22 protein-coding genes and 1 pseudogene are annotated in these 17,465 nt (G+C 38.6%); 4 read left to right on the top strand and 19 right to left on the bottom strand.

The window, feature by feature from the left end; translation table 11 throughout:
- Window positions 1–269, bottom strand: a pseudogene (locus tag LFLEISCH_RS12790) (tetronasin resistance protein); the annotation flags it as partial.
- A 24-nt stretch (window positions 270–293) separates the two neighbouring features.
- Complete coding sequence (locus LFLEISCH_RS12785; protein WP_007477246.1) at window positions 294–1,175, bottom strand: ABC transporter ATP-binding protein; 882 nt, start codon at window positions 1,173–1,175, stop codon at window positions 294–296.
- Window positions 1,176–1,486: 311 nt separating this feature from the next.
- Between LFLEISCH_RS12785 and LFLEISCH_RS16050 the strand changes: the two genes are divergently transcribed.
- Together LFLEISCH_RS16050 and LFLEISCH_RS16045 are read left to right on the top strand one after the other, a co-directional pair.
- Window positions 1,487–1,702 carry a TetR/AcrR family transcriptional regulator gene (locus tag LFLEISCH_RS16050; RefSeq protein WP_241432914.1) on the top strand — a complete coding sequence of 72 codons (216 nt, stop codon included), beginning with the start codon at window positions 1,487–1,489 and terminating at the stop codon, window positions 1,700–1,702.
- Between the two features lie 16 nt (window positions 1,703–1,718).
- The gene (locus LFLEISCH_RS16045; RefSeq protein WP_241432913.1) at window positions 1,719–2,084 is read left to right on the top strand and encodes a hypothetical protein; all 366 of its coding nucleotides are present in this window, start codon (window positions 1,719–1,721) and stop codon (window positions 2,082–2,084) included.
- Between the two features lie 111 nt (window positions 2,085–2,195).
- Here the strand turns inward: LFLEISCH_RS16045 and metG are convergent, their stop codons facing one another.
- From metG to LFLEISCH_RS12750, 7 genes are all read right to left on the bottom strand, one after another.
- On the bottom strand, window positions 2,196–4,190 hold the full coding sequence (metG, locus tag LFLEISCH_RS12775) for a methionine--tRNA ligase (protein WP_007477244.1): 1,995 nt from the start codon (window positions 4,188–4,190) through the stop codon (window positions 2,196–2,198).
- 64 nt (window positions 4,191–4,254) lie between these two features.
- Window positions 4,255–5,112 (bottom strand): GRP family sugar transporter, encoded by an 858-nt coding sequence (locus LFLEISCH_RS12770; RefSeq protein WP_007477242.1) that lies wholly within the window; start codon window positions 5,110–5,112, stop codon window positions 4,255–4,257.
- Window positions 5,113–5,247: 135 nt separating this feature from the next.
- Window positions 5,248–6,204: a PepSY domain-containing protein gene (locus LFLEISCH_RS12765; protein WP_007477240.1), complete on the bottom strand. Its 957-nt coding sequence runs from the start codon at window positions 6,202–6,204 to the stop codon at window positions 5,248–5,250.
- Complete coding sequence (locus LFLEISCH_RS14790; protein WP_007477239.1) at window positions 6,149–6,376, bottom strand: hypothetical protein; 228 nt, start codon at window positions 6,374–6,376, stop codon at window positions 6,149–6,151. The genes LFLEISCH_RS12765 and LFLEISCH_RS14790 overlap by 56 nt, the downstream gene beginning before the upstream one ends.
- Complete coding sequence (locus LFLEISCH_RS12760) at window positions 6,366–7,286, bottom strand: M56 family metallopeptidase (RefSeq protein ID WP_007477237.1); 921 nt, start codon at window positions 7,284–7,286, stop codon at window positions 6,366–6,368. Before LFLEISCH_RS12760 ends, LFLEISCH_RS14790 begins: the two co-directional genes overlap by 11 nt.
- Before the next feature lie 5 nt (window positions 7,287–7,291).
- On the bottom strand, window positions 7,292–7,657 hold the full coding sequence (locus LFLEISCH_RS12755; protein ID WP_007477235.1) for a BlaI/MecI/CopY family transcriptional regulator: 366 nt from the start codon (window positions 7,655–7,657) through the stop codon (window positions 7,292–7,294).
- 114 nt (window positions 7,658–7,771) lie between these two features.
- Window positions 7,772–8,629, bottom strand: a complete 858-nt coding sequence (locus LFLEISCH_RS12750; RefSeq protein WP_007477233.1) for a GRP family sugar transporter — start codon at window positions 8,627–8,629, stop codon at window positions 7,772–7,774.
- Window positions 8,630–8,747: 118 nt separating this feature from the next.
- Here LFLEISCH_RS12750 and LFLEISCH_RS12745 point away from each other — a divergent pair, with 118 nt between their 5' ends.
- Window positions 8,748–9,026 carry an AbrB/MazE/SpoVT family DNA-binding domain-containing protein gene (locus LFLEISCH_RS12745; RefSeq protein WP_007477231.1) on the top strand — a complete coding sequence of 93 codons (279 nt, stop codon included), beginning with the start codon at window positions 8,748–8,750 and terminating at the stop codon, window positions 9,024–9,026.
- 47 nt (window positions 9,027–9,073) lie between these two features.
- Here LFLEISCH_RS12745 and LFLEISCH_RS12740 read toward each other — a convergent pair whose 3' ends face one another.
- From LFLEISCH_RS12740 to holB, 10 genes are all read right to left on the bottom strand, one after another.
- Entirely contained in the window at window positions 9,074–9,454 is a 381-nt protein-coding gene (locus tag LFLEISCH_RS12740; RefSeq protein WP_007477228.1) for a DUF956 family protein, read from the bottom strand.
- Window positions 9,455–9,570: 116 nt separating this feature from the next.
- Window positions 9,571–10,485 carry a PTS system mannose/fructose/sorbose family transporter subunit IID gene (locus LFLEISCH_RS12735; protein ID WP_007477227.1) on the bottom strand — a complete coding sequence of 305 codons (915 nt, stop codon included), beginning with the start codon at window positions 10,483–10,485 and terminating at the stop codon, window positions 9,571–9,573.
- 24 nt (window positions 10,486–10,509) lie between these two features.
- The gene (locus LFLEISCH_RS12730; protein WP_007477225.1) at window positions 10,510–11,319 is read right to left on the bottom strand and encodes a PTS mannose/fructose/sorbose transporter subunit IIC; all 810 of its coding nucleotides are present in this window, start codon (window positions 11,317–11,319) and stop codon (window positions 10,510–10,512) included.
- A gap of 30 nt (window positions 11,320–11,349) precedes the next feature.
- Window positions 11,350–12,333, bottom strand: a complete 984-nt coding sequence (locus LFLEISCH_RS12725) for a mannose/fructose/sorbose PTS transporter subunit IIA (protein WP_007477224.1) — start codon at window positions 12,331–12,333, stop codon at window positions 11,350–11,352.
- A 360-nt stretch (window positions 12,334–12,693) separates the two neighbouring features.
- A complete protein-coding gene (gene rsmI, locus LFLEISCH_RS12720; RefSeq protein ID WP_007477222.1) occupies window positions 12,694–13,575 on the bottom strand; it encodes a 16S rRNA (cytidine(1402)-2'-O)-methyltransferase in 882 nt (293 codons plus the stop codon).
- Window positions 13,553–13,837 carry a GIY-YIG nuclease family protein gene (locus LFLEISCH_RS12715; protein WP_007477221.1) on the bottom strand — a complete coding sequence of 95 codons (285 nt, stop codon included), beginning with the start codon at window positions 13,835–13,837 and terminating at the stop codon, window positions 13,553–13,555. The genes rsmI and LFLEISCH_RS12715 overlap by 23 nt, the downstream gene beginning before the upstream one ends.
- Window positions 13,821–14,561 carry a tRNA1(Val) (adenine(37)-N6)-methyltransferase gene (locus LFLEISCH_RS12710; RefSeq protein WP_007477219.1) on the bottom strand — a complete coding sequence of 247 codons (741 nt, stop codon included), beginning with the start codon at window positions 14,559–14,561 and terminating at the stop codon, window positions 13,821–13,823. The genes LFLEISCH_RS12715 and LFLEISCH_RS12710 overlap by 17 nt, the downstream gene beginning before the upstream one ends.
- Window positions 14,562–14,618: 57 nt before the next feature.
- Complete coding sequence (locus LFLEISCH_RS12705) at window positions 14,619–14,993, bottom strand: initiation-control protein YabA (protein ID WP_007477217.1); 375 nt, start codon at window positions 14,991–14,993, stop codon at window positions 14,619–14,621.
- Window positions 14,994–15,003: 10 nt separating this feature from the next.
- A complete protein-coding gene (locus tag LFLEISCH_RS12700; protein WP_007477215.1) occupies window positions 15,004–15,828 on the bottom strand; it encodes a PSP1 domain-containing protein in 825 nt (274 codons plus the stop codon).
- Window positions 15,821–16,825, bottom strand: a complete 1,005-nt coding sequence (gene holB, locus LFLEISCH_RS12695) for a DNA polymerase III subunit delta' (RefSeq protein WP_040504873.1) — start codon at window positions 16,823–16,825, stop codon at window positions 15,821–15,823. Before holB ends, LFLEISCH_RS12700 begins: the two co-directional genes overlap by 8 nt.
- A 171-nt stretch (window positions 16,826–16,996) precedes the next feature.
- On the opposite strand from holB, the gene LFLEISCH_RS12690 reads away from it, so the two are divergent.
- Entirely contained in the window at window positions 16,997–17,314 is a 318-nt protein-coding gene (locus tag LFLEISCH_RS12690) for a hypothetical protein (protein ID WP_007477211.1), read from the top strand.
- Window positions 17,315–17,465 lie beyond the last annotated feature (151 nt).

Below are 17,465 nucleotides of genomic sequence, written 5' to 3'. Positions count from 1 at the left end.
AAAAGAAGCATTTCATTTGAATACATCGCACCTAACGTGTAATCAGCCGCATTTTGGACAGGCGTTGGTCCTACCATCGAAATCATGGCCGGGTTTTGCATCGTTTCATACATACCGATTAAACCAGTTCCTTTAGCAATTTCTTCAAATGCAGGTACGTAAGCTCCTGAAAAAGCACCTAGTCCCAAAACCCAAAAAATAATTTTTTTATAATCACGTTTCGCATATTGTAAAAACAAAATATGCCAACGAGCAAATTTTTCTTTCATTCCATTTCCCTCCTGTCCCTTCGCCTAACCTTCATAATGACGCATGAATAAATCTTCAAGCGTAGGAGGTACCGATTCAAATTTTTTGACGCCTAGTTTAGTTGCCTCTAGCAAAATCGTATTTACATGTTCATCATCCGCAGAAAATGTCGCTTTATTTCCGTTTTGAGAAAAATCATGAACACCTTCCACCTTTTGAAGCTCACTAGCATCACCATCAGTAACAATCGTAATCGTAGAACGCGTTAAATGTCTAAGTTCATCAAGCGTACCCGTTTCTACAATATTTCCTTGGCGAATAATTACTACTTTATCAGCTAAACGCTCCACTTCACTCAAAATATGGGAGGAAAGTAAAATCGCTTTCCCGTCATGCTTAATTTTCTCAACCTCATCTTGGAAAACCGATTCCATAAGCGGATCCAAACCAGAAGTAGGCTCATCAAAAATATATAAGTCCGAATCAACTGATAGCGCAGCGATTAACCCCACTTTCTGTCTATTTCCTTTTGAATAGCTTTTAGCCTTCTTTTTAGGGTCAAGTTCAAAACGTTGGATTAAATGATCTCGTTTTGCTTTATCTCCGCCGCCGTGTAATTTCATAAACAGGTCAATAATCTCTCCGCCCGTCAAGCTTCCCCAGAGCGCAACATCCCCAGGTACATAAGAAATACGTTTATGAATTTCTAAACTATCTTTCCATACGTCCAAATCAAAAACACTTACATCACCTGCGTCACGCTTTATTATTCCAAGTATGGTTCGAATCGTCGTAGATTTCCCTGAACCATTCGGGCCAATAAAACCAACAACTTCTCCAGCACCAACTGTAAAGGTAACATTTTCTAGTGCTTGAAATTTTCCGAATTTTTTTTGCAGTCCTTGCACTTTTACAATTTCAGCCATTATTTTAGACTCCTTTTTTGACGCGTTTTATTATTCTTTTCATTCCCGTTTAAAATAGAACTTAAAACCTTCTTTTTAAGAACTAAACTTTTTAAAATAGTTCTTAATATAAGTTTTTAAACTTCTTTTTAAACTAAATATAATTTATGAGTCCTATAATATACCTGAAAATCCGATAAGTCAATAAAAATTTCGTATTTTATGAACTATTTTAGAATTGAAGTTTTAATAAGCTTCATATATAATAGAAGAGAAAAAAATATGAACTAAAAAATTAATTTAGACTTTTATATAGAAGGTAGGGATATTCAATGAATGGTTTCGAAAAACGCACAGAAGAAAAGAAAAAAAGCGTTTTAGAGTCCGCTTTCACTTTAATGAATACCGATGCTGGTGTTAAAAACCTCACCATAGATGATCTTGTAAAAGCGGCAAATGTTGGGAAAACAACCATCTTTAAGTATTTTGGTAGTAAAGAAAATATCATTCATGAAGTTTTCATTTCATTTTTTAAACGAAATGGGTAACTCAGCAAAAAACATTATGGCGCAGAACAAACCATTTGAAGAAACGATTATTGAAATGAGCCAAAATAAAATCCGCTTTTTAGACAAAGTAAATAAACAGTTTTATTTAGACTTGATGGCTTATTTTACTGAAAAAGAGGATGACGGATCTACGAGAATCATGGCAGAATACACGAAGCAAAGTTTTGATATGATGCTCGATTTATTCCATCGCGGCCGAAAAGAAGGAAAAGTGGACTTAAAATACTCAGATGAGTTTTTAATTCTTTATTTCCAGGCTCTCGTGGAGGGAATCTCAAGCCCATCTATTTACGAACGCATTCTTCCATATACAGAGGAATGGACGGAGTTACTTGTGAAGGGGATTGCACCAAATAAATAAAAAAGCATTTTTCTCTAACTGAAAAATGCTTCAGACCAAAGAAACGTACTTTTCGTGATAAGAAAAGTACGTTTCTCTTTGACTCCGTTTAAAAATCGAGGAGTGCTTTTACTATTTTACTTTCGCGCCGTTTGGAAGGCCACTTGGGGCTTCAATGACGTTTAGTTTTCCACCGTTTTCGCCAGATAGAATCATGCCTTCACTCATTAAGCCGCGTAATTTAACCGGTTTTAAGTTAGCCACAACAATCACTTTTTTGCCTAATAAGTCTTCTGGTGCATAAAATTCTGCAATGCCAGATAGTACTTGACGAAGTTTCCCTTCACCTAAGTCGAGCTTAAAGCATAGCAATTTGTCGGCTTTTTTTACCTTTTCTACTTGTTTCACTTCCGCGACACGTAAATCAAGTTTATCGAAGTCTTCGATGCCGATTTCCGGGGTTTCAAACGGTGCGATTTCGGCTTCTTTTTCTTCAGCCACTGTAACAGGATTCGTCCCGGCCATTTGTTCTTTTATATAGTCAACTTCTTCCGCCATGTCTAAACGCGGGAAAATCGGCGTGCCTTTTGCAACCACTTTAGTGCCAGCAGGAATATGTCCGAACCCTTCAAGCGAGTCGAAATCTTGAGTTTTATCTAAGCCCAGTTGTTCTAAAATGGATTCAGGCGCTTTGGTTAAAAAGGGTTTTAATAACACGGCAATGATACGCAAGCTTTCAGCTAAATGCACCATGACGCTGCCTAGTTCGGCCCGCTTACTTTCATCTTTCGCAAGCACCCAAGGCGCCGTTTCATCAATATATTTATTTGTTCGTGAAACGTAAGACCATAGTTCGCGTAGCGCGATTGAAAACTGCATGTGGTCCATGCTTACCTCATATTCTTTTACGACAGCATCCTTGAATGCAACAAGCGGTTCATCAAATTCGGTTATTTTTCCAGAGTAGCTAGGAATTTCGCCGTCAAAATATTTATTAATCATAGCTATCGTACGGTTTAAGAGGTTGCCTAGGTCATTTGCAAGGTCATAATTTATGCGGTTGATAAAATCTTCTGGGGTGAACAAACCATCTGCGCCGAACGGAACTTCACGAAGTAGATAGTAACGTACGGCATCTAGTCCGTAACGATCGATGAGCATGTAAGGATCTACGACATTTCCTTTTGATTTAGACATTTTTCCGTCCTTCATTAAAATCCATCCATGTCCAAAAATCATTTTTGGAAGCGGCAAATCGAGCGCCATTAATATAATCGGCCAATAAATTGTGTGGAAACGAACGATTTCTTTCCCAACAATATGTACATCAGCTGGCCAGTATTTCTGGAATTTCGAATCATCATTGGAGCCGTATCCAAGTGCTGTAATATAATTTGAAAGTGCGTCAATCCATACGTAAACCACATGTTTCGGATTCCCCGGCACTTTAATTCCCCAATCAAAAGTTGTACGGGAAACAGCTAAATCTTCAAGGCCCGGTTCGATAAAGTTTTTCAGCATTTCGTTTTTGCGCGACTCAGGTAAAATAAATTCCGGATGCGAATTGTAGTAGTCTACTAAACGATCAGCGTATTTACTCATGCGGAAGAAATAGGACTCTTCTTTTACAAGTTCTACTTCATTTCCACTTGGTGCTTTTCCGCCAATAACCTTGCCAGATTCATCGCGATAAACTTCTTCAAGCTGTGTTTCGGTAAAATATTCCTCATCAGAAACAGAATACCAACCTTCATATTCTCCTAAATAAATATCGCCTTGATCGACTAATTTTTGAAAGATTTTTTCGACACCATTTTTATGTCGTGGTTCTGTTGTGCGAATAAAATCCGTATTGGTAATTTCAAGTTTTTCCCAAAGCCCTTTAAATCCGCTGGCAATTTCGTCCACATAAGCTTGTTCTGAAACGCCCTTTTCTTCAGCTTTTGCTTGAATTTTTTGTCCATGCTCGTCTGTACCCGTTAAATAAAAAACGTCAAAGCCTTTCAAACGTTTATAACGCGCCATCGCATCTCCTGCAACAGTTGTATACGCATGACCAATATGCGCTTTTCCACTCGGATAATAAATGGGCGTAGTAATATAAAATGTATTATTTTCTTTCGGCAACCCTTTTCCCCTCCTAAACTTCTAAACGATTCCGTTATATTATAGCACATAAAAAGGCAGATTTTTAGATACCTTTTGTGACCCCAATAAGAACGCCGCCAATCACGACAAGAATCACGCCGAGAATAACGAAGGCCATTTCTTTTTTCGTTTTCTTTTCCCCTAAAATTAAAATACCGCCTAGTGTGGAGATAACAACCCCAAGTTGGGATAAAGAAAAACCAGTTGCCACACCAACTAAACCATTTGCATAGAGCATCGCCAAATTCCCGCCTGCCCAAATCATTCCCGGAACCATAATAAGCCACGTTCGCTTCGTAAAGCGTTTTTCTTTCCCATTAAAAGTAAGAAGATAGGCAGACAACACCATACCAACAGCTTGCGGCAATATAGCATCAAAGCCATTAATATGAAAGCCTTGAATAACCACAACATAACTAATATAACCTAGCGATGAAATGGTGAGAAGAACAAGTCCCCGACTAAGCGTTTTTTCCCCATCCACTTGTTGCTCCGCGTATGATGTTAAAAAGATTCCGCCAATTATTAGAATTAATGCAGAAAAGCCTAAAATGAGGCGAAGCGTCGTATCCCATTCATGGAAAAGAAGCACACCACAAAGCGTTGTCCCAACAAGTTGCATCCCCGTCGAAATGGGCATCGCCTTTGAAACGCCGATAATTTTAAACGATTGCAATTGAAACATTTGACCAACCGACCAAAGACACCCTGTAATAAAACTTACAACTAGTGTTTCTGCCGTAAAATCGGGCTTTCGAAATGCAAAAACGATGAGCGCAAAGACAAACGCGCCTAGCGTCACCCCCATTGTTTGTTGGCGTGCTGTTCCGCCTACTTTTGTAATAATTAACGGCATGATTCCCCATAAAAGTGCCGGGATTAGCGCAATTATAATATTCAAGCTCATGTCCTCCTTTTTCATTTAAGAACGCTTTTATACTTTTCTATTATAGCGGATAGCCGTTCTGATTGATATAGTTCCACAAAAAACTGCAGAAATCCTATTTCGATTCCTGCAGTCATTTTATACTTTTATTTAATCATCATAATCCACTGTATCTTGATCAAAATCATAAATTTTAGAATCGGCCCCGACGGTTACATCATATTCAATATTTCCTTTAACAATATCAAATTCGTATTCCTTACGGCCATCATCATAGTCAACGCTACTACTTACTACGCGTCCGCCACCAGTTTTCGAAAGTGCGATTTGCTGTGCACGTGCTAGCGAAATGCCATTTGATTGTGTGTTGTTTGCAGGCGGGTTGGTTTGTGATTTTGTTTGTCCACTAGGCGCTTTTGATGCCTGATTTTTGTTTGAGGCTTTTCGAATGACTTCTTTTTCAAATTTATACACCTTGGAGTCACTTGCACCAATTTCCAGTTCATATTCCGTGTCTCCATTTATAATTTTAAAATCATACTCTTTGCGACCATCATCATAATCAGTATAGGCGCTTACCACGCGTCCGCCACCAGTTTTTGAAAGCGCGATTTGTTGTGCGTTTGCTAGCGTAATGTCAGAAGCAGGTTTCTTCGTTGTTGCTGTGTTAGGTGTTGTATTCTTTGGCACCGTTTTTGTGTTAGCATGTGTATTTTGTTTAGAGTTCGAAGCTGTTTTTACAGTTTCTTTCTCATACTTATAAATTTTTGAGTCACTAACTCCGACCTTCACTTCATGTTTAACATTTCCGTTTTGAACTTCTACATCATATACTTTTTTACCATTATCATAATCTACTTTAGAAGAAACAACTTTACCGCCACCTGCTTTTTGGACAGCAATTCGGCCTGCTTCTTGAGCAGTGATTTCTTTTGTTTTCTTCGCAGATGTCGTTGTACTGTTAATGACCTTTTCCTCGTAACTATAGATTCTGGAATCTTTGACACCAATATCGAAACTGTATTTAGTATTTCCTTTTATTACTTCGACTTCATAAAATTTTTCTACCTTTTTCAGTATCCAATTGATATTTAACGACTTTACCACCGCCCGCTTCTTTTAAAGCTATTTTTTTAGCTTGTGCAGATGTTAGGTCGGAAGCGGCTTCTGCACGAGAATCATTACCATTTATCCAAATACTTCCTGATATCGCAATGGCACTGACGGTTAAGACGGAAGCTACTAAGGCAATACCCACTTTTTTCTTGCTAGTATCCATAATCGTTGATAGTCTTTTTTTTCATTGTTTTTTTCCCTCCGTAAAAGTTAGTTGAAAGTCTGGTTTTTGTTATCTTTTCACGTCCAATAATTCCGATAATCGTTTCACCGTATTCTTTTCTGCTTAGTGTATCAAGTCCGCGAACAATTTTTTCATCGCAGGATTCTTCACACTCATTTTGCAGCGATTTTGCCATAAAGTAAATGACAGGGTTAAACCAATAAATCGCATTTATAAATAGCATAAGATATCTAATCCAAATATCTTTTCGGCGATAGTGAATGAGTTCATGGCGGAAAATATAGGAAAGCTCTTCACGGCTAATCTCCTTATTCGGGAGTAGAATGGTTGGTTTAAATCGGTAAATGAGCATGGGACTGATTTCTAATTTACATCCGTAAAGTGCAATTTGTTTATGACCAGCACCAAGCATTTCTTTTTCGTCTTGCAAGATAGCAAGCATCGTTTCATCTTTTATTTTATAACTCCAACGTTTTACCATGCGCAAAAATCGGATGTGCATCCAAAGCGTATAGGCCAGAAAAAGAGCGACTCCACCTAGCCAAATGAAAAGAAATAGCGTTGGTGTATCAATAAAATTAGTCTCTTTTACAGTTTCATTTACCGGTAACGCTTCCTGTTTACTAGTTTCATTTGAGATGGTTTCCGTTAACGCCAGATTTTGCCCTTCTACATTCGTCTCTTCAAGCGGATGTAAAGTATTCGTTAATGAAAAATCAAAATCGGGGCGAAACGGAATAAGGAGCGCGACTAAAAGGATAATCCAAATTATGTAACGCCATTTCGCAGCATATTTTTTAGCAAAAAAAACATTGAAAGCGGCGAATAGCAGGATGATAATAGACATTGTAAGTGAGATTTCAAATAAATGAAATAAAAATTTTTCCATGATGGTCATCCTCCGTTGTTAAGCCATTCTTTTAGTTCATCGATATCTTTATTTGATAATCCTTTTCCATCATATAGTGTATTAACTAGTTGTGTGATGGAATTATTATAATGCCGCTTCATAAAGTTTTTAGTTTCAACTTGCAAATACTCTTCTTCCGAAATAATTGGCGAAAAGCGACGCTCTCTACCTTGTTTACTACTTTCTAAAAACCCTTTTTCAACTAATCTTGTTAAAAGTGTTAGTATGGTTTGGGGCTTCCAATGTTTATCTCCACCTATCATGGATGTAATTTCATTTGTTGAGACTGGCGGGGACAATTTCCAAACGGCTTCCATCACTTCAAATTCAGAATCTGGCAATTTTTTCATATGTATCACCTCTTTCTACAATTGTCGTTTTTCTTTATAATACAATTGTCGTTTTGAATTGTCAATACCAAAATAAAGAAAACATCTTTAAAAAAATTAAAGATGTTTTCTTGACTAACTTTTTGCAAAACCAATCATCGTGCCACCAATGATAACTAAAATAACACCGATAACCACAAAGATGAGTTCTTTTTTTGTTTTCTTTTCACCAAGGAATAAAATGCCCCCAATGGTTGAAATGACAACGCCCATTTGCGATAGGGAAAAACCTGTAGCCACTCCCACAAGACGGTTCGCAAAAAGTAGCGCCAAATTCCCTGTGGCCCACATCACGCCTGGAATAATATTAAGAAATGTTTGTTTCGCAAATCGTTTTCCTTCACTTCGCATCGAAAGTACAAACGCTCCAATAACCATCCCAATAGCTTGTGGTAAAATAGCATCCCATCCGCTAATATCAAACCACCTTGTCACAACTACATATCCTACGTAGCCGACGGAAGATATAAAAAGAGTTACGAGACCTTTTTTCATACTCTGACTAGCATCTTGGCCTTTATTTTCTTCAAAAGAAGTAAGGAAAATTCCTATGATGATCAAGCCAAGAGCTGAAAATCCGAGGACGAGCTTCGAGGTTGTGCCCCATTCATGGAAAGCAAAGACGCCGAAAAGTGATGTTCCGACTAACTGCATTCCTGTTGAAAGTGGCATCGTTTTAGAGACACCGATTTGTGTAAAGGCACGGAATTGATTCATCTGCCCTAAGCTCCAAAATGCCCCCGAAATAAAACTTGCGATAATAATTGTCGCCGTGTAGTTTGGGCTTGTGAAAAAGAAGACAAACACAGCGAAAATGAATGCCCCCGCAGCAGTCCCGATAATTTGTTGTTTTGGCTTACCGCCGATTTTCGACACTACGAGTGGCATTAGTCCCCACATCACAGCGGGGATAAGTGCGACTAAAATATTCATTTAATAAAACCTCCCAATTGTTTAATATTATACATAATTTTATTCATAAAAGGTATAATTTTACTCAGATATGGGTAAAGCTAAAAGAGGCATTTACTAAATAAGGAAGGTGTGTCCAATGAAGTCTACAGGAATCGTCCGCAAAATCGATGAGCTAGGTCGCATTGTTATTCCTATTGAAATCCGGCGAACTCTTGGTATCCAAGTAAAAGATCCACTTGAAATTTTTATTGAAAGCGATTCTATCATCTTCAAAAAATATAATTCTGATTTGGAATGTGACATTACGGGTACCGTTTCGCCTACTAACAAGCATTTTTTAAATGGTAAACTCACGCTAAGTAAAGAAGGAGCGGACGAATTGATTGCAGAAATCAGGCGTCAATTTGATGAATAAAAAAGAAATTGGAGGTAACGAACGTTACCTCCAATTTCTTTTTTAAATTACTTTTTTTTCTTACGAAACATGTTCTGAAAAGCGCTTTTGATGACGTCAAAAAAGCTGATTGAGCGTGTCATATTGGCTGGCTCGACATATACACGGATTGCTCGTAAGACATCTTTTGGCTTTTTAGAAGAAAATGTATAGGTGCCGTTTCGTTTTGTTTTGATGGCATATCGAGGAATCCATTTTCCTCCAAGCATAACAGACACAATGACTTGGTCCACTTCTTCCCACGGTATTTGAATGAATTTACGTACATCGCGTGAGTTGAAAAACTCAAAGCCTTTGTCGCCTATCATGACTTTCCCATAATCAGTAAGTCCTGTAAAAGCAGTAGCATCTATTGTTAAATCTACCTTTGTATTTATCGATTGAACCAAATATATCCGCTCCGATCTTTTTACTTATATCATTTATTATACGCGCTTACGAACAAAAAGTTAATAAGAAAGTGGTTGGTGATTTGAAGGCACCAACCACTTTTATAATTTCTATTCTAGAAAAGTCCGATAACGTGTCCCACTACACCAACAACGAATAAACCTAGGATGATGATAATTGGGCTGACTTTCTTCTTCAGCAACCACATACATAAGAATGTTAGTAGTAATGCTGCAAGTCCTGGAATTAAGCTATCCAAGTTGTTTTGCAAGGTTGTAACTTTTATTTCCGAAAGCGCTAAACCGGCATTTTGCTGTTCCAGCGCGGTTTTAATACCTTCTGCTCCAGATGGCAATTTATCCCAATCAATGTAGGCACCTTCATCTAATTTAACTTTAGAGATAATTGGCGCAAACTGAATGGATACCCACCTTTGTACCAAGGCGGCGAGCACGAACATCCCGAGAATCGAAGCACCTTTTGTAATATCTTGAAGAATTCCGCCAGAAAGGTCATCTGTAATTTTAGAACCTGCTTTATAAGCAAACTCTTGTGTATACCACATAAAGCCCCAACGGATAATATTCCATGCAACAAAGAAAATGATTGGGCCAAGAATGTTCCCGCTTAAAGCAAGAGACGCACCTAGCGCACCTAACATCGGACGTACTGTGAACCAGAATACCGGGTCACCAACACCGGCAAGTGGTCCCATCATCCCCACTTTTACCCCTTGAATCGCTACGTCATCTACTTCTGCACCATTTGCACGTTCTTCTTCTAGTGCAAGTGTTACGCCGAGAATAGGCGAAGCGATATAAGGATGTGTATTAAAGAATTCCAAGTGACGTTGCATCGCTTGGGAACGATCTTCTTTAGTTTTATATAATTTTTTAATCGCTGGAAGCATAGAGTATACCCAGCCACCATTTTGCATACGTTCATAGTTCCAAGAACCTTGAATAAACGTAGAGCGCCATGCTACTCTCAGGCGGTCTCGTTTCGTTAATTCAATTTTTTCTTCTGCCATTTTTATTCTCCTCCTTTTTTAGGCTTAATAGTCGTTTAATATATCCCCGAGCGGATCGCTAGAATTACCACCTTTGCCTCCGCCGTTAGAGTTGCCGCCACCCATTTTAGAAAGTTGTAGGTAAATAAGTGCTAATGCAACACCTAGAGCTCCTAAAGCGATTAGCGTTAACTCGGAAATTGCTGCTACAACAAAACCAATGATGAAGAAAGGCCATACTTCTCTTGTTGCCATCATGTTGATTACAAGTGCGTAACCAACTGCAACGACCATTCCCCCACCGATAGCCATACCATCTGTTAACCAAGCTGGCATAGATTCTAAGAAAGATTGAACTGTTTGTGCTGGGATGAATAAAAGTGCTGCTGCAGGAATCGCAATACGAAGACCTTGCATACAGATTGCAGAAATATGCAACCATTCCACTCGTTTCATATGTCCCTTTTCAGCTGCACTGTCCATCATATGAACGATTGGAACCGCTAAAGTACGAACGATCATTGTTAAGAAAAGACCTGCTACTGCAAGAGGAATTGCAATCGCGATTGCAGACGGAATACCTGCTACACCTTGTCCACCTAAAACTAAAATAATTGCTGATGCTACTGACGCAAGTGCTGCATCCGGTGCTACCGCTGCTCCAATATTTGCCCATCCAAGTGCGATCATTTGTAGTGTACCACCAAGGATGATGCAGGCAGTTAAGTTACCTGTTACTAAACCAATTAATGTACACGCTACTAAAGGTTGGTGAAATTGAAATTCATCCAAAATCCCTTCAATACCAGCTATAAATGCAACGATTATTACTAAAATCATTGATATAATAGTCATAATGTACCTCCTATTTTTGAATTTATTCGATTACCCTTTTAACTCGGCTTTTGCTTTTTTGATGATTTCGTCCATGTTCGCTCTAGAATCGTTTGGAACTTTACGAACATCAAATTTAACGCCTTTTTCTTTTAACTTATCAAAAGCTTCCACATCTTCTGGTCCCATTGAAAGTACTTTACTAACTACCACTTTACCAACAGAGTGTGCCATAGAACCAACGTTTACTTCTTTTATGTCTACTCCGCCTTCTACTGCTCTTAAAACATCTTCAGGATTTTCAAATAATAAAAGTGCTTTTGTATTTCCAAAACGAGTATCTTTTGATATTTCGATCATTTTATCAACTGGAATAACATTCGCTTTAACACCTGGTGGTGCAGCTTGTTCAATTAATTTTTTACGAAGATCATCTTTTGATACTGCATCTGAAACAACGATAATTCGGTTAGGACCCGTTGATTTTGTCCAAGCCGTCGCTACTTGACCGTGTAGTAAACGCGAGTCAACACGTGCTAAAACAAATTTAATTTTGCCATCACCAACTACTGTCCCCGGTGCCATCGGTCCTGCAGCTTGTTCCGCTACTGCTTCTGTAGCAGCTTCTGCTGGTTCTAGTTCCTCTGGTTTAACACGAATTCCTTCTTTTCCGCTGCCAATGATATGTGCTGCAATTTCTTGCGCAGATTCCATCGTAAAACGTGATGCAAAGGCTTCAATAAGCATTGGTAAGTTAAGGCCGGCTACAATCGCCCACGAATCTGCGTGCGCTTCAAACAAATTATTTGCTTGGTTAAATGGAGTGCCTCCCCAAAGATCAACTAAAAGTAACACTTGATCTTGGTTGTCAAATGTTGCAATCGCGGCTTCCATTTTCGCTCTTACATCATCTGGACCTTCACTTGGCATAAGTGTGATTGCTTTGACATTCTCTTGCTCTCCGAAAATCATGGACCCGGATTGTAAAATGCCTTCAGCAAACTCCCCATGGGTTGCGAGGATAATTCCTACCATCTTTTTACCTCCTAAGTACTAAATTTTTGTTTAAAATAGACAACCTCGTGTTTCCATCACTTTTATGTGATACTTACAAGTTTTGCCTATCTTAAAATCTAAATGCGCTCCCTTTTCACTAACTAGTTAGAACTATTTGGTTAACGAAGAGCATCCATATAGTATAATGCAATTTTCGTGCCAACTTTAGTGTATCGTTCGAAACAAGACTGTATACCTTATATCAAAAGTATCAATAATAGATTAAAACACTAGTGTATCGTTCACTAATACGCTACAATTCTAAAAAAATTAGTGTATTATTCATCAGAAATAACTCGTTATTGTTAAAAATTAAAAAGAAAAAAGTTAACCCAATGGTTAACTTTTTTCTTTTAATTCATGATAGGCTTGATAAACTTCTCTTTTTGGTAAACCGCGGTCTTGCATAACCTTTTTAATGGCTTCTTTAGATGTGGCATCATCTTGCTCCATCACTTTTTCCACGTGTTCTTTAATAGTGAAATCAGTCCACCAGGCGGATTTTTCTGTGAGCGGATTTTCGTTTCCTTCCACGATTAAACAAAATTCACCGCGGATATTCTCATTTTCAGCCCAAGAGAGCGCTTCAGCAATGGTTCCTCGAAGAAATTCCTCGTAGCGTTTGGTTAATTCGCGGCAAAGCGTAATTTTGCGAGATTCACCAATGTTTTTCGCGAGCGACTTAAGCGTTTCTTTCAAGCGATGTGGTGATTCGTATAAGATCCACGTTTCGCGGCGATTCTTAAGTTCCATGAGCGCTTCCCTACGCTCTTTATTTTGACGTGGCAAAAAACCGTAAAAGTAAAAGGGTTGCGGTGTAAGGCCTGATGCGATAAGCGCGGTCAAAGCGGCATTTGCACCCGGTAATGGTACCACAGGCAGTTCTTCTTTAAGACAGGCTAACACAAGTTCATGTCCCGGGTCTGAAATCGACGGCATTCCCGCATCACTCACTAGCGCAATTTTCATGCCATCCGCAATTTGATTAGTGATTTCACTTTGCCTCTTCAAATCGCTATGTTGATGGTAACTCACCATTTTCGTATGAATCTCAAAATGATTAAGTAGTTTAATCGTATTTCTCGTATCCTCCGCGGCAATTAAATCGACATCTTTTAAGACTTGGATTGCACGAAAGGTCATATCTTCAAGATTCCCAATAGGCGTTGGCACTAAATAAAGTGTACCCTCGTCTCCTTCAAAGCTCTTTTGTGACTTCATTCGAAATCCGCTCCTTTAAATAAATTTCCTTCTGCTTCCGCGGCAACTTTTTAAACGCTGCTTCCGCTTTAGTCGCCTCACTTCTGGTTAAAAATTTCTCCGCATGAATCACCTTGACGGGACGCCTCGTTTTCGTATATTTACAGCGAATCCCCGCATTATGTTCTGCCTCGCGACGGATTATATCCGTTGTATAGCCACCATAAAAGGTATCGTCATTACATCTTAATACATAAAAAAAATGTTCACTTGCTTTTGCCATATAAAATCTCCTTTAAAAGAGGGGTATAGTCGCCGTTTTGTTCGTGCACAAAAATAGGTGGCAAGTAACGCACGCCTGATTTCGCGTCTTTCATCCCCTCAACTAAAACCATATTGGCGTCTTTGTCTGGGCGGGGATGCACAAATTGCACGCGCTTTGGTTCCAAGCGATATTCGCGCATTAAATCGATTATCTCAACGAGGCGGTCCGGACGATGAACAAAACTGGCTTTCCCGCCTTGACGCAGCAGTTCGGCACTCACCCGAATCGTATCGCGCAGTGTACACATGACCTCATGACGCGCAATTTTATAATGCTCATTTTCATTTACTTTACTAGAAGGGGGCGTATTAAAATACGGCGGATTACACGTAACAATTTGATGTTTTTCCTTACCCAAAATTTTTGTAATCCCTCTTAAATCCTCTTCTAAAATGGTAATTTGGTCCGCTAAATGATTATACGTGACACTTCGACGGGCCATATCTGCTAAACGCGGTTGAATTTCAACACCAGTTATTGGAACTTCTGTATGTTTGCTTAAAAGAAGAGGAATAATACCATTCCCACTGCAAAGGTCGATTATATCCCCTTTCTTCCTAGGAATATATGTAAAATGGGCCAATAAAACGGCGTCTAGGGAAAATGAAAAGACAGACGGACTTTGGATAATTCGCTTTTCCTCCGCTAGTAAATAATCGAGCCTCTCATCGCCTTTTAACATCGTTTCATCTCCTTTAGAAAAGGCCTTTCTCCAAAAAACGAGAAAGGCCGCATAGTTTTACTTTTTATTTAATAATGAAAGGCAAAATAAGCAATCTTCATCATTACCGCGAGGACTTCCAAAATGGACATTACAGATGTGGAACCCTTCTTTATAGAGTTTAACAAGGTTTTCATGCCCGGCGCTTTGCTCTATCATATGTTGCATTGCTTCTTTACGTTCATCTGCCATAACACCTTTTTCATGTAAATCTTTTAATTTTTCATTGGATTCGCCTTGTTGTCGTCTTAAGTGATCATTTTCAAGCTCTAAGCGATTATTTTCTTCTATCATAAGACCTAAACTTGTTTTAAGTTCGCCAAGCTGTTGATACAATTCTCCAATTTGCTCTTCCATGTTACTTACTGAATCAAAAAGCGCTTTTTTTTCCATTAATTTCACCTCAAGACTTTGCTAGAAATGAGTTAAACGGACGGATTTCATCTAAGGCATATTCTAAAACAGTTTCCTCTTCCGGCATACGCACTTGTAAGAGACGTTGTAACAAATTGATGCCTGTTACTTTCGCTTCTGTTCCTTCAGGTGTTGTGATAACCGTTCCGACGTCTGGCATTTCTCGTTTTGCAGCTTCGTATTCATCATTTTCGTATTTCAAACAACACATCAAACGACCACACAGACCCGAAATTTTCGTCGGATTAAGTGATAGATTTTGATCTTTCGCCATTTTAATAGAGACGGGCTCAAAATCACCGAGAAAAGTGGAGCAGCAAAGCATACGTCCACACGGCCCGATTCCGCCAAGTAATTTTGCTTCGTCCCGTACACCAATCTGCCTAAGCTCGATGCGCGTTCTAAAAACAGCAGCTAAGTCTTTAACAAGTTCACGAAAATCAACCCGACCTTCTGCTGTAAAATAAAAAATAATTTTATTGCGATCAAACGTAAAATCAACATCGACTAGGTTCATATCGATATTATGTTCTTTAATTTTTTCCGTGCAAAGACTAAATGCTTCATCACACGATTCATCATTCGTCTCAACCGCTTTATAATCTTCAGCCGTCGCAATTCGAACGACATTTTTAAGTGGCAAGACTACATCTTCCTCATCGACTAAACGAGGTTCAATCACAGCGCGCCCGAATTCAATTCCTTGCGCATTTTCTACAATAACGCCTTCATCTTCAGAGATATTTAAATCTCCAGGCGAAAAATAATATATTTTACCGGCATCTTTAAATCTGACGCCAACAATTTTAAGCAAATAGATGACCCCCTTGAACTTTTAATACAAGTTGTTCCATTAAAAGTTGCGGATTCATATTGGAATCCAATTTTGTTTTAGCACTCAAAACGAGTTCGATATCACCGGTAATTTTCGCTAGCGAAAATTTAAGTGCATCGTTTACTAACATATCTTTTTGACCAACACAAATCGGTTCATATTCCGAAGAAAGCGACAGATGTAGCACATCTCGGAGCAGAAGCATGAATAAATCCAGACCTAGTTTAAGGCTCTCTTTTTCTTTAAATAGAGGCATCCATGTTTCCTGAATAAAAATGAGTGGGTTTGGACCTGTTTGATACAAGCCTTCATATAATTTAATGGCCGCATTTCTTGCATCAGCGAAAAATTCCCCTTCCTCATATTCCATAACTTCTTGAATACTACCAGTTAGGCTCGCATAAATTCTCGCTTTTTGTTCACTAATCCCTGTAGAAACAAGGCGTTCCACTAGTTGATTAAAGCTTAATTCTTTAAATTGAACGGGCTGTAAACGTGATGCAATTGTTGGTAAAATTTGGCTTGGGTTTTCGGTTAAAAACAGAAGCAACATACCTGGTTCTGGTTCTTCTATAAATTTAAGGAGGCTGTTAGCCGCTTGAAGCGTCATTTTATCTGCCTCTTCAATAATTAGTACTTTCTTATCGGACTCCATTCCGCGCTTTGTAAGTTCCATCTTAAGTTCGCGTACTTGGTCAATCTTAATACTTGCTCCGTCTGGTTTAAGAAAGTGAACATCTGGATGGTTATGGTTGTCTATTCGGGTGCAATTCACACATTCCCCGCAAACAAGCTCCTTTTCTGTTGGTTCTAGACAAAATAAGCTCTTTGCAAGAAATCGTGCTATTTGCTTTTTCCCAGTACCTTTTGCCCCGGCAAGTAAGTAGCCATGTGATAATCGATCAAACATTACAGATTGCGTAAAGAGATCCATAACAACAGGTTGCAATGTGCGCAATTCGTCTTGTAATCCCACAAAAAACTCCCTTTCAAGTTCATTCTTTCCTATTATAACATGACACAGAAAATTACGCGTCTTTTTTTTACCTACTTTTAAAGAAAAATAAACACTCCCGATAGACAAGAAATTTTTTTCAGCATAAAATAGAAAAGAAGTAAACTTAGGTATTAAGGGGGCAAATCCTACATGCAAAACCCAGAAATAGACATCACCAATTATCTTAAGGAAAATACGCCAAATATGATTTCTGAATGGCTAGACTCTATCTACTCTATGGAAAAGCCATATACAAGCTTCATATATGCGCCACTTTATAAAGATGAACTGCGAGCTGATAGTAAACAAACCGCTAGTCTCATTATTGATTTTTTCTCCCCGGACAAAGAACAATTCGAAATTTCTCTTACTGACTGGCTTAATCATATGTATGAACGTCGTATGGAAAATGAAGTTCCACTTCCTGAGGTCTTGATGACTTTAGATAACTACGTTACCAATTTTTAAAATGGGCCGGTAAATTTGCTATCAAAACAGAATCTTTACTAAAAAAGATTATTATGAGATTGTACATTCCATTAATTTTGCATTTGATATTATCAATGAAAAATTTGCCGACCTTTAMTTCACTCAAATTATGCGTCATTTAAGTGCGCAA

The organism is Listeria fleischmannii subsp. fleischmannii LU2006-1 (assembly GCF_000344175.1).
In the GTDB taxonomy this organism is placed as follows: domain Bacteria; phylum Bacillota; class Bacilli; order Lactobacillales; family Listeriaceae; genus Listeria; species Listeria fleischmannii.
This window is presented reverse-complemented; position numbering and strand designations above follow the sequence as displayed.